We start from the raw sequence: 12,012 nt of genomic DNA on the forward strand, positions 1-12,012 counted from the left end.
TCAAGACCCGCACCACCTACGACGAAGCGACCGCCTGGTCACACCACGCCCAACCCCATCCCGCTTGACATGAAACGTCATGGGATGTCTGACCCGGCAGGTCCTGATCCTCGCGGACCGGGCCTACCAGGGGACCGGCGCGACCGTCCGGACCCCGTACTACCACCACCGCGAACAGCCGGCGCACTACCAGCAGTTCAACCGTGACCACGCCCGTCTGCGCGCACCTGGTGAGCGTGCCTTCGCCCGACTCAAGGCATGGCGCCTCTTCCGCAAGGCACGTTGCTCAACCAACCGCATCAGCAGATGCGTCACCGCCGTCCACACCCTCCTCACCTGCAGCTATTCAGGATGAAAGAGGTTCATTGAGCATTTTCAGCCGTAGCTCTCCAGGGTGAGGACGGCCCGGGTTGCTGTGGTGAGCCAGTTTGGGCTGCAGCGGGCTTTGCGGAAGATGCGCCAGGTCTTCAGTCGGGCGATGCCCCGCTCCATGGGGTAGCGCAGTCGGGCATGGGCTCTGTTCAAAGCCCGTTGGGCGACGGGTAGCTCTTTGCCCGGGCGCACCCACGACCTCACCGCAGCCCTGAGGCGCCCCGCGATATGGCGGTCATCACCAGCGCCTCCTTCCTCGGCGTGCTCGCGGGCCTGATGGTCCGCTTCGCCTTCTACTCCGAGCTGTTCGGCGGGCGTGGAAGCCGCGACAAGAACACCGCGCTGATCACCGCCGCCGTCATGGCGGTCTCGGTGACCGTGTACGCACTCAGCTTCCTGCTGATCCGAGCCCTGTCCCGCTACCGCGAACTGGCCGCCGGCGGCTCCGCCGCCCAACTCACCGGCCGCCCCTCCGCCCTGGCCTCGGCACTGGTCAAGGTCAGCGGGGACATCGCCCGCCTCCCGACCGAGGACCTGCGCACCGCACAGCCCTTCAACGCGTTCTTCTTCACCCCCGCCCTCACCGAAGGATCCGCCCTGTCCACCCTGTTCTCCACCTACCCCAGCCTTGAGCGCCGCCTGGCAGAGCTCGCAAAGATCTCCGCATAGCTCGGTGAGGGGACATGAGCACGTGTCACCGCCCACTGCCACCCCTGGAAGAGGAGTTGCCGCCATGAGCTGAGCTACGACCGGACCGTCCGTCTGGACCGTGATTTGGGTACCACCGTGACCGCCGTCCGCAAGGCCCTGGCTGAGCAGGGCTTCGGCATCCTCACCGAAATCGACGTGCCCGCGACCCTCAAGGCCAAGCTCGGCCACCAGATGGAGGACTACCTGATCCTGGGCGCCTGCAACCCGCCCCTGGCACCCCACCCTTGGCCTCCGTAACGGAGACCGGCGCCCCCACATCCGCGTGCCAGCGCCGAGTACATCATCCTGTGGCGAACCGTCCAAGCCTCTGTCCATGTCGCCTCCCGTGCGTAAGTTCGCCCTGACGATGCACGTCGCTTCTTCGATCGGCTGGATCGGCTCGGTCGCCGCCTACTTCGCCCTCACCATCGTCGGCCTGACCAGCAATGACGATCAGATGGTGCGGTCCACCGACGCTGCGCTGGGGCCGATCGGCTGGTTCGTCATCCTCCTGCTGCGTCTGGCTTCCCTGGCGACCGGGGTGGTGTTGGGACCTGTGACGGCACTTCTGGGTCATCACCAAGCTTGCGATCAACGTCGTGTGCACCCTGCTCCTGCAGATGCACCTGGGCCCGATCAGCAAGATCTCCCAGGCGGCGCTGGCCCCGAACTGGTCCGACAACGCGCTCGTCGCAGGGCTGAGGACCGACCTCGCCCTCAAATCCGGTGCCGCCCTGGTGGTACTGGTGGTGGCGACGGTCCTGGCCCTGTACAAGACGCGTGGCAAGACCCGTTACGGGCAGCGCAAGCAGTTCGCCGGGCGGAAGCGAATGCCGGACACCGAAACAGCCGTCCCACTGGCCCGCACCGCGCGCTGAGGCTGCCGCCGCCGATCACCAGGCGTTCGCGCCCGCGCACATGGGGAAAGACCGGAAGGAAGAAGGAACGGCATCTGCTGGTAGGCGGGGTGTTCCAGCAGCTTGAAAACCGGCGAACTGCCCCTGGTCTGACCGGTGTCGGGTCCGTCGACGAGGGCGAGGACCGTCTTACGGGTGATCCGCAGGTGTTCGAGGTGCTCGTCGAGTTCACCGAGCCGCGCGGTGAGCTCTCCGATCTGCGCGGCCACCGCGCCGCACGCGCCCCGCCTCGTCCCGCGCATGTGGCAGGCGGCCCGCGCGCGCGGCATCGACGCCCCCGACTGGACCGGCACCACCCACCCCACCGGGCGACTGCGCCCTGACCGCTACCACGCCCTGCTCGCAGAGCGCGCCACCGGCGTCCGTGACAGGGTCGGGTTGGTGGCCCCGCCGGGCTCGGTGATCCGGCCGTGGAACGGTGCGACCGCCACCCTGCACATCGGCGACGGCGAGGAGATCACCCTGCTCCTGCCGCCGGACGGCCCGTCCGGCAACTGCGGCGCGGCCGTCTTCCTCAGGGGCGACCGGCTGGCGACGGGGTGGCTCGGCGCGTACGCGGCGAGCCACCTCTGAGCCGGCCGCCGGGCGGGTCGTGTGAGAAGGGCGCACGTTAGCACAGGTGGTGTGGGCCGGAGAGCGGCTTACCCGCACTGGTCTGGGTGCGGCAGACTGGTGGGGATCCCGGTTGTGTCCAGCCGGACGTGTACCAGCCGAACCAAGGGAAGCCGCCAGAGCCGTGAGTGACGAGCCCGACGCCCCGGAGCCCGTCGACGAGGGCGCGTTCGGCATCGACGCGTTCTCCCTCGACGACCGGCTGCGGCTGTTCCACTTCGCCGCCGCCGAGAAGCGCCACGAATACCTGTGGCTGCTGCGCGCCTTCGACCGCGGACGCGCCAACTACCAGGTTTTGCTGCACGCTTCGGATGCGGTGGGACTGCTGGAGCGGCTCGCCGCCGACCATCTGGCCGCGGGCGCCGTCGACGGGACGGCCGGCGTTCAGCCGTTGCTCGACGCGCTCGCGGACTGGCGGATCCTGGACCGGTCGTACGACGGGACGCGCGCCGCGAACCTGGCCGAGTACCGCAACCGCCACTACGTGTACCAGTTCACCCAGGCCGGATACCGGGCGTACCGGGCCGTGGAGGACGTACTCGGCGCGCGCCTGGAGGACGCCCAGCTCTCCCGCCTCGTCTTCCCCGACCTCCTCGGCGACCTGCACGCGCTGGCCGACGCCAACACCGCGGGCGACGGCGAGGAGGTGTACCGCAAGCTCGGCCGTCTCGACTCCGTGCTGAACGAGATGGCGCAGCGCGCCGCCCGCTTCTACCTCATGCTGGGCGACCTGGCGCGCACCAACGACACCCGGCCCGAGGTGTTCCTCGCCCACAAGGACACGCTCCTTGCCCACATGCGGGAGTTCACCGCCGAGCTCGGGCGCTACGCCCCGCTGCTCGCCGAGGCCGTAGAGAAGGCCGCAGCCACCGGTGTGGACCGCATGATCGAGTACGCGGCCGAGGCCGACGAGCGGCTCTTCGGCAGTCCCGCCGAGCGCCTGGCGGACTGGCGGCACCGGTGGGACGGCATCGTCCACTGGTTCGCGGAGCGCGAGCACGGCGAGACCGAGCGGCTGCAGGACGCCACCGTCACCGCGATCCGCTCCGTCCTGGCCCTGCTGCGCCGCGTCACCGAGGCGCGCCGTGGCGGGGTGAGCCGGGAGAGCCAACTGCGCCACCTCGCCCAGTGGTTCACGTCCTGCGAGAGCGACGAGGACGCGCACGCCCTGTTCCAGGCGGTCTTCGGGCTCGGCGCGCCCCGCCACATCGCCGTCCCGTACGCCGATCCCGAGCAGATCCCGTCCCGTATGTCCTGGTGGGAGGCCGAACCGGTCGAGCTGGCCCGCACCCTGGTCCAGTCCGGCCGCGCCCCCGCCCTGCATGGCCCCGGCCGCATCGAGCGCAACGACGACCGGCGGGCCCTGCTCCGCGCCGAGCAGCTCAAGGAGCAGGCCGAGCGCCGCAACGCCGCGAATGCCCTCGCCGCGGACGGCGTCTACGGCCGCACCCTCGACGAGCCCGAGACGCGGGCCCTGCTCGCCCTGCTTGACGTGGCGCTCGCCGCCCGTGTCCCTACCAGCCGCCTGGTTACCGCCGCCTCCGGATCCGCCCACGGGGTACGGCTCACCCTCACCCCCGCCGAGGGCTCCACCACCGTCGACACCGTGCGCGGCCGCCTCCATCTCGACGGGCTGCGCCTGGAGGTCACCGTATGAAAGCCATCCCCGGTGTCCTGGGGCCTGTGGACCTCAGCCCGGCCCACGAACAAGGCAGGACCGCATGAGCCGCGTCGCCGAGGGCGTCTCGCCGCTCGAACTCGCCGACTACCAGAAGGCGGTACGGCTGGTACTGCGGCATCCGCTGGTCACGCCCGGGTATCCGGACAGGACAGCGCTGGCGACCGTGCGCCGCTGGGCCGGGCAGCTGCGCACCGATCTGATGGAGGTGCTCGGCTACCGGCTCGTCACCACCGCCGACACCGCCCGGCTGCAGCGCGCCCAGGACGGCCTGGACGCCACCCGCCCGGCCCTCACCCGCGCGGGCCGCCCCTTCGACCGCCGCCGCTACGCCTACCTCGTCCTCACCCTCGCGGCCCTGGGCCGCCACGGCGCGCAGGTGGCGCTGGGCGAGCTGGCCGACGCGGTCGCCGCCGACGCCGTACGCATCGACGGACTCGGGCTCGATACCGCACGCAAGCCCGACCGGGACGCCTTCGTCGACGCCGTCACCTGGCTCAGCGAACGCGGCGCGCTCACCCTCGCCGACGGCTCCGCCACCGCCTGGGCCGGCGATCCCGAGCGCGCCGAGGCCCTGTACGACATCGACCGCGAGATCCTCCTGGCCGTCCACCACCCGACCCGCGTCCTGCAGCACCTGACCTCCGTCACCGCACTCCTCGACTCCGGCAGCGCGCTGGGCATGTCGGCCGGCCGCGCGGCCCAGCGCCGTGACCAGGCCCGCCGCGCCCGTCGCCTGGTGCTGGAGAACCCGGTCGCGTACTACGCCGACGCCGACACCGAACTCCTGGGCCAGCTGCGGGCCCCCGCCCTCGCCGAGGACCTGGAGCGCCTGACCGGGCTGACGGTGGAGCGGCGTGCCGAGGGCGTGGCGCTCATCGACACCTCCGGCAGGCTGTCCGACATCCGCTTCCCCGGCGGCGGCACGGTTGCGCAGGCCGCGCTGCTCCTTGCCGCCCGGATCAGCGCCGCCGTGCAGCGTTCCGGACGGCACGCCCTCGAACTGCTGCCCGCGCCCACCGCCGCCGAACGCCTCGCGGCCCGCGCCCGGCGTATCGACGGCGCTCTCCCCGCGCGCTCGGTGATCGCCGAGTTCGCCGAGCCGGACGAGCCTGACGCGGTGGCTGCGTACGAGACGTATGAGCCGTATGAGACGCACGACGAGGCGGGAGAGGAATGGGGGGAGATCCGGTATCCCTTCGTCACGGACTCCTGGCTCCGGGGCAGGCTCAAGGAGATCACCGGCGAGTACGGTGCGGGCTTCGCGGCCGATCTGCGCGGCGACCCGGACCGGCTGCTCGGCCAGGCTCTCGACCTGCTGGCCGCCATGTCGCTGATCGCCCGTGTCGACGGCGGGGCCCTCGCGCTCCCGCTGCTCGCCCGCTACCGCGGGGTCACCGCCCGGGTGAAGACCCATACCACGGCACGCCCGCCGGCTCCACCGTCAGCCCAACTGCCCGCCCAGAACGCCCTGTTCGCCGACGACACCGTCAAGGACCCGACTCCGTGAGCACCCCCGCTCCCGCCCCGGTAGACCGCCAGGTCTCCGCCCCGGCCCCCCGCTATGTCCCCACCCGCGCCGGGATCATCAACCTGTGGGACTACCGGGACGAGGAGTTCTCCTTCGCCGGCGGCTGGCTGGTGCTGCGCGGACCCAACGGATCCGGCAAGACCAAGGCCCTGGAAGTCCTCTTCCCGTTCGTCCTCGACGGCCGTATCGATCCCAAGCGGCTCAACCCGTTCGCCGCCGAGGACCGGACAATGAAGTCCAACCTGCTCTTCCGCGGGCAGGACAGCGCGCTCGGCTACGTCTGGATCGAGTTCACCCACCGGGCGACGGGTGAGGCCGTCACCTGCGGCGTCGGGCTGCACGCCCAGCGGCACCGCGACACGCCGGCTCGCTGGCACTTCCTCGCCGAAGGCCGCGTCGGCGAGGACTTCTCGCTGCTGACCGACGACGACCGGCCGATGACGAGGAAGCAGCTCGCCGCCGAGCTCGGACGCGAGCTGATCGTCTCCACGGCCGACTACCGCGCCGCCGTCGACCAGCGTCTGTTCGGCCTCGGCCGGGAGTGGTATGAGCAGCTGCTCACCCTGATCCTCACGTTGCGCCGCCCGCAGCTCGCCAAGAACCTCGACCCGGCCAAGCTCTCCGACACCCTCACCGCGGGCCTGCGCCCGCTCGACGACGACCTGATCGCCGAGGCGGCCCGCTCTTTCGACGACATGGAGTCCGTGCAGCGCACCCTGGAGGGGCTGGCCGCCGCTGACGACGCCACCCGCGCTTTCCTCGCGAGCTACTCCACCTATCTGCGGGTCCACGCCCGCAGCTCTGCGGACCGGCTCACCGCCCGCCGCGCCGCAACCGCCGAGCGCGCCGCCGCCCTGCGCACCGCCGCCGCGGACCTGGCGGCGGCCCGCGAACAGCAGGCCGCCGCCGAGACGCGCGCCGAGTCCGCCGACGCCTCGCTCGCCGCCCAGCGCGCCCGCCTCGACCAGCTGCGCTCCTGCGCCGCCTACCAGGCCATCGAGCAACTGGCTGACCTGGAACGCCTGGTGCGCACCTGCGAGCAGACCGCCTGCCAGGCGAGCGCCGAACGCGAACGCCGCACGGCCGCCACCGGCCGCGCCCGCGCCGAAGCCGAACGCGCCGCCCACCTCGCCGCCGAACTCGACGCCGCCGTCTCCCGGGACGCCGCCACCGTCACCGACCACGCCCACACCGCCGGCCTCCCCTGGACCCCGGCCGACACCGAGCCCGCCCACCTTGCCGACCGCTCCGCCGCGCTCGCCGCCGCCCGCCACGAAGGTGTCCGGGTGGTGCGCGGCGCCCAGCACGCGGCACGCGGTGCCGAGCAGACCCGTGACCTCGCCCGGATCTCGCTCGACCGCGCACAGGAGGCCGTCACCGCGGCCGAAACCGCCGAAACGGCCGCCGAGTCGGCCCTCGAATCCGCCCGAGAACAGGCCCGTACGGCGCTCGGCCACTGGACGCAGGCACACGGCGCGCTCCTGGCCGAAGCGGAGCGAGATGGGGGTCCCCCCGGCCGAAGCCTGGGGGAGGGTGCCGGCCGACTCGCCGAGGCCCTCGAACTCACCGGCGAGGCCGAGGTGGTCACGCTCGCCGACGCCTTCACCGAACTCACCGCTCCCGCCGTGCAGGAACTGCGCGACACACTCGCCTCCCTGCGCGCGCAGCGCACCGGCGTCGAGCGCCGCCGCACCGAGACCGAGGCCGAACGCGACCGGATCGCCGCCGAACACGACGACGCCCCGCCCCCAGCCCGCGGCCGCACCGCCGACCGGGCGCCAGGGGACGGCGTGCCGCTGTGGCAACTCGTCGATTTCGACAGCGGGCTGACTGATCGTCAGCGAGCGGGTCTCGAAGCCGCCCTGGAGGCGTCGGGCCTCCTCGACGCCCTCCTCACCGCCGAGGGCACCCCCGTGGCGTCCGGGCACAGCGACGGCTACCTCCGCGCCGGTGCCCCGGTGAGGGGGCCAAGCCTCGCCGATCTCCTGCGACCCGAGGTCCTCGAGGACCCCGAAGGCAACGCCGCGATCCCGGCCGCGCGGACCAGCGCCGTACTGCGCTCCATCGCCGTCACCGGCGGCCTCGACGCCGGGACCCCGCAGATCAGCCCCGACGGCCGGTATGCGGCCGGTGTGCTGGTCGGTGCCCACACCAAGGAGCACGCCGAGTACGTCGGCGCCACCGCCCGCGCGCGCCGGCGCGAGGCCCGGATCGCCGCCTGCGAGACGCTGCTGGCCGAACTCGCCGCCCAACTGGGCGAGTTGGCGCGTGCGCAAGCCAGTACAGAAGCCGCCCTGGAGGCGTACGCCGCCGCCCGCGCCGCCCTGCCCTGCACCACCGGCATCACGCAGGCACTGCGCGAACTCGACAAGGCCGCGGCGAGGCTGCGCGCCACCCGCGACGCCGCCGACACCTCCCAGGCCTCCTACGACGAGTCCGTGGCCGCCTGCTCGGTCACCGAGCGCGCCCTGCGCCGCACCGCGGCCGAGCACGCCATCGAGATCGAACGCGTCGACGCCGTCGAGACCGCCACCCGCGCCTTCGAGACGGCGGTACGCGAACTCACCGCCCGCCGCCGCGAACACGCCCGCCAGACCGAGACCGCCCAGGCAGCCGCAGACCGGCTCACCGCCGCCGCCGAGGACGAGGAGGCGGCGCTGGACACCGAGCGCGCGGCGCGCCGCCGGCACGCTGAGGAGGCAGCGGGACTCCAGGCCCTCCAGGACGCCGTCGGGGCCGAGGCACAGGACGTGATGCGCCAGGTGCAGGAGGCCGAGGACGGGATCGACGCCCTGGCCCGGGAGGCCGAGGCGGCCCGCACGGCCCAGCACACCGCGATCGCGGCCACCGCCGCGGCCGACGCCCGGCGTACGGCCGCAGCCGAGGCGGGGTCGGTCGCCGCCGCGGAGGAGAAGGACACCGCCCGCGGCCTGCGTCCGTACGCCGCCCGTGAACTCCTCGACATCCTGCACTGTCCGCCCGGCCTCGCCTGGCCCGCCCAGGAGGCCGACTGGGCCAGCGAAGCACTCCCGCCGGCCGTGATCGCCGTACACGAGGCGATCCTCGCCGCGACCCGCGACCTCACCCCCACCGAAACCAGCCTCAAGCAGTCCGTCACCCGTCTCACCAAGGCCCTGGACGACCTGCAGGCGCAGCTCGCCGCCGCCGGACAGGACTACCGCCCCGAATGGGACGGCTCCGACGGGGTCATCCTCGTCCGCGTCGCCGACGAGGAGGGCCCGCTGCCTGTCGCCGCCTTCGCCCAGAAGATCACGGCACACCGCCGCGACCAGGCCGAACTGCTCTCCGAATCCGAGCAGCGCATCCTGGAGGACGCCCTGCTCACCCGGCTCGCCCAGCAGATCCACGACCGCACCGTCGACGCCCGCGACCTGATCAGGCGGATGAACACCGACATGCGCAGGCGCACCATGTCCTCGGGGACGACGGTCGGTGTGAGCTGGCTGCTCGCCGACCATCTCGACGACGAGCAGCGCGCCGTCTGCGCCCTCCTCGACGCCGACGCCGCCCGCCTCGGCCCCGACGGCCTCGCCCGGGTGCGCACCCACTTCGCCACACAGATCAAGACCACCCGCGCCCGCCACCGCGACCAGCCCTACCGAGAACTGCTCGCCGAGGTCCTCGACTACCGCCGCTGGCGGCAGTTCGCGTTCCAACTGGTACGCCCCGACAAGACCGAGGAGCGGCTGACCCGCGCCCGGCACAGCCGGCTGTCGGGCGGTGAGCAGTCTGTGTCGCTGCACCTGCCGCTGTTCGCCGCCGCGCACGCCATGCTCAACTCCGCCGACCCGCACGCCCCGCGCCTGCTCGCCCTCGACGAGGCCTTCGCGGGCGTGGACGACACCGGGCGCGGCGAACTCATGTCGCTGGCGGCCCAGTTCGACCTCGACCTGTTCATGACTGGCTACGACCTGTGGGCCGCCCACGCCTCCGTGTCCGCCGCGGCCCACTACGACCTCGCGCACACCGCCGTCGACCACACCGTCTCCGCGCTGCTGCTCGTCTGGGACGGCGACCGGCTCCTCGCCGACGACACCGGCGACCTCACCACCACCCTCGGCTCGCCCGGCACCCGGCGCGTCCCGACGCCCGAGGAGGCCACGGTTGTCGACTGAGCCGCGCGCGCACCGTGAGTACGACGAGTTGCGGGGCGAGGGATGGACCCGGCTGCTCGCCGCCGCTCGCCGCAGGCTGGAGCGCACTGGCGGCGCGCTCGACGGCGACATCGGGCTCACGCGGCCCAGCGAAGCCGAACGCCGCACCGTCATCGGCATCACCGGCCGCTACCGGCCCGAGACCGCGGGGCGCCTCACCGTACCCCTGCGCGACCTGGACGGGTATCTCCACGACCGCTACGGCACCGGTCTCCTGACGACCCTCGGAAAGCTCCACGGCCCGCTGCGCGACCGGCCGGCCGAACGGGCCGACGAGGACGCGCGCCGCGAACAGGCCCTGAAATCCGCCCACTCCAGCCGACTCGCCGGACAGGGATGGTTCGCCGCCTGGCTGGAGCAGATCGCCGCCGACGGCACCCTCACCCGTCTCGTACGCCGCGGGGACGCACCCCTCCTCGACGCGGCCGTACGCGTCCTGGAAAGACTCCCCGGTGGCCCGGACCGGCTCCCCGCATATCCGGCCGGCATCCTGCCGCTTCCGGTCCTCGCCGAGTGGGCCACCGGCGACACCAAGGCCCTCGTCCCCGGCACCCCGCTCGAACAACTCGTCCTGCGCGCCCTCGCCCAGCGCACCGGCGGCGACCTCCCGCGCGAGCGAGCCGGGCGGCGCGCCCTGTGGGAGAGCGCCGGAGCCATCGCCGACGACCTCGCCAGCCAGGTACTCGTCCTCAACATCGGCGCCGAGGGCAGCGCCGTGGTCTGCGACTGGCTGCGCGACGCCGCCGACTTCGGCATCCCCTTCCGGCTCACCCTCCACCAACTCGCCACCGACCCCGTCGTCCCCGCCGCCCGCACCATCTTCGTCTGCGAGAACCCGGCCGTACTGCGCGCCGCAGCCGGCGAACTCCAGGACACCGGCGCGGCCCTCGTCTGCACCGAGGGCGTCCCGTCCGCCGCCTGCCACAAACTGCTCGGCGACGCCGTACACGCGGGAGCCCGGCTGCACTGGCGCGCCGACTTCGACTGGGCCGGCCTGCGCATCACCGCGGACGCCGTCGCCCGCCACGGCGCCCGCCCCTGGCGGATGACCGCCGCCGACTACACAGCGGCCCTCAGCAAGGGCGAGTCCACACCGCTCGCGGGACCACCCGCGGCCAGCCCCTGGGACCCCGAACTGGCCCGTGCCATGGACGAGTCGGGCAGCACGATCATGGAGGAACGCCTGCTGCCCGCACTCCTGTCCGACCTCACCCGTACCTAATGGGATGTATCGGGTCGTAGAGACTTGATGTTGTAGCCGCCAGCAGGTGAGCACTGCCCGCACCGGAGTCGTTTGAGCTCTGGGGTCAGACCGTGCCCCTGCTGGTTGGCCGGGAGGCCGTGACTGCCGATGAGATGGCGTTGCCCGCCGGGATGTTGGGCGTGAGCACTGGATCCATTACTGAGGTTTTTGGGCTGGCGTCGGGTCGTGGCGGTGGGTGGTCCCTGCGGTATGCCGTCCGTATGCGGTATGCGGTATGCGGTATGCGCAGGGTGGGGGTCTGACCGCTGAGCGGCAGGCCGTCCGTGAGGGAATACGGCTGGAGGCCGGTGTGAGGTTCGCCCGGGGTGACAAGACCTCGGCGATTGCCAAGGACCTGCGGGTGAGCGGGCGTTCAGTGGAACGGTGGCGTCGGGCGTGGCGTGAGGGCGGGACGTCGGCGTTGAAGTCCACGGGTCCGGCGAAACTTCCGAAACTGTCCGACGACCACTTCGCGCGGCTGGAGGAAGAGCTGGCCAGGGGGGGGCGGCCGCGCACGGCTGGGAAGACCAGCGGTGGACGCTGGAGCGGGTCAAGGCCGTGATCGGCAGACAGTTCCACGTCACCTGCTCCATTGCGGGAGTGTGGCGGCTGCTGCACCGGCACGGCTGGTCCTGGCAGAGCCCAGCCCGCCGCGCGCTGGAGCGCGACGAGCACGCGGTGGAGCTGTGGAAGAAGGAGGTGTGGCCGCAGGTGGAAGCACCGCGGCGGCGCTCGGGGCCCACATCGTCTTCGAGGACGAGGCCGGATTCGGGATGACGCCGCCACGCGCCCAC

General features: G+C 72.5%; 7 protein-coding genes and 4 pseudogenes. 10 read left to right on the forward strand and 1 reads right to left on the reverse strand.

Annotated elements, in window-relative coordinates:
- Positions 1 to 76: 76 nt before the first annotated feature.
- A pseudogene (locus tag ACIQ8J_RS35225) lies at positions 77 to 355 on the forward strand (transposase family protein); the annotation flags it as partial.
- 20 nt (positions 356 to 375) lie between these two features.
- Here the strand turns inward: ACIQ8J_RS35225 and ACIQ8J_RS35230 are convergent.
- Positions 376 to 576 (reverse strand): transposase family protein, encoded by a 201-nt coding sequence (locus tag ACIQ8J_RS35230; protein WP_403278097.1) that lies wholly within the window; start codon positions 574 to 576, stop codon positions 376 to 378.
- 12 nt (positions 577 to 588) lie between these two features.
- On the opposite strand from ACIQ8J_RS35230, the pseudogene ACIQ8J_RS35235 reads away from it, so the two are divergent.
- From ACIQ8J_RS35235 to ACIQ8J_RS35275, 9 genes and pseudogenes are all read left to right on the forward strand, one after another.
- Positions 589 to 1,041, forward strand: a pseudogene (locus tag ACIQ8J_RS35235) (M48 family metalloprotease); the annotation flags it as partial.
- 69 nt (positions 1,042 to 1,110) lie between these two features.
- A pseudogene (locus tag ACIQ8J_RS35240) lies at positions 1,111 to 1,299 on the forward strand (DUF302 domain-containing protein); the annotation flags it as partial.
- 362 nt (positions 1,300 to 1,661) lie between these two features.
- Positions 1,662 to 1,940 (forward strand): hypothetical protein, encoded by a 279-nt coding sequence (locus ACIQ8J_RS35245; RefSeq protein WP_403278098.1) that lies wholly within the window; start codon positions 1,662 to 1,664, stop codon positions 1,938 to 1,940.
- 222 nt (positions 1,941 to 2,162) lie between these two features.
- Positions 2,163 to 2,552 carry a hypothetical protein gene (locus tag ACIQ8J_RS35250; RefSeq protein WP_403278100.1) on the forward strand — a complete coding sequence of 130 codons (390 nt, stop codon included), beginning with the start codon at positions 2,163 to 2,165 and terminating at the stop codon, positions 2,550 to 2,552.
- 163 nt (positions 2,553 to 2,715) lie between these two features.
- The gene (locus tag ACIQ8J_RS35255; protein ID WP_403278102.1) at positions 2,716 to 4,248 is read left to right on the forward strand and encodes a TIGR02677 family protein; all 1,533 of its coding nucleotides are present in this window, start codon (positions 2,716 to 2,718) and stop codon (positions 4,246 to 4,248) included.
- Positions 4,249 to 4,312: 64 nt separating this feature from the next.
- The gene (locus ACIQ8J_RS35260; RefSeq protein ID WP_403278103.1) at positions 4,313 to 5,779 is read left to right on the forward strand and encodes a TIGR02678 family protein; all 1,467 of its coding nucleotides are present in this window, start codon (positions 4,313 to 4,315) and stop codon (positions 5,777 to 5,779) included.
- Positions 5,776 to 9,936 carry a TIGR02680 family protein gene (locus ACIQ8J_RS35265; protein ID WP_403278105.1) on the forward strand — a complete coding sequence of 1,387 codons (4,161 nt, stop codon included), beginning with the start codon at positions 5,776 to 5,778 and terminating at the stop codon, positions 9,934 to 9,936. Before ACIQ8J_RS35260 ends, ACIQ8J_RS35265 begins: the two co-directional genes overlap by 4 nt.
- On the forward strand, positions 9,926 to 11,197 hold the full coding sequence (locus tag ACIQ8J_RS35270; RefSeq protein ID WP_403278107.1) for a TIGR02679 family protein: 1,272 nt from the start codon (positions 9,926 to 9,928) through the stop codon (positions 11,195 to 11,197). The genes ACIQ8J_RS35265 and ACIQ8J_RS35270 overlap by 11 nt, the downstream gene beginning before the upstream one ends.
- A 256-nt stretch (positions 11,198 to 11,453) precedes the next feature.
- Positions 11,454 to 11,995 (forward strand): annotated as a pseudogene (locus ACIQ8J_RS35275) (winged helix-turn-helix domain-containing protein).
- Positions 11,996 to 12,012 lie beyond the last annotated feature (17 nt).

The sequence above is a fragment of the Streptomyces sp. NPDC094147 genome (genome assembly GCF_044764265.1).
Taxonomy (GTDB): domain Bacteria; phylum Actinomycetota; class Actinomycetes; order Streptomycetales; family Streptomycetaceae; genus Streptomyces.

Bases quoted from the DNA above. Each gene is read 5' to 3' on its own strand.
- ACIQ8J_RS35260 (WP_403278103.1), top strand. From the start codon at position 4,313: ATGAGCCGCGTCGCCGAGGGCGTCTCGCCGCTCGAACTCGCCGACTAC.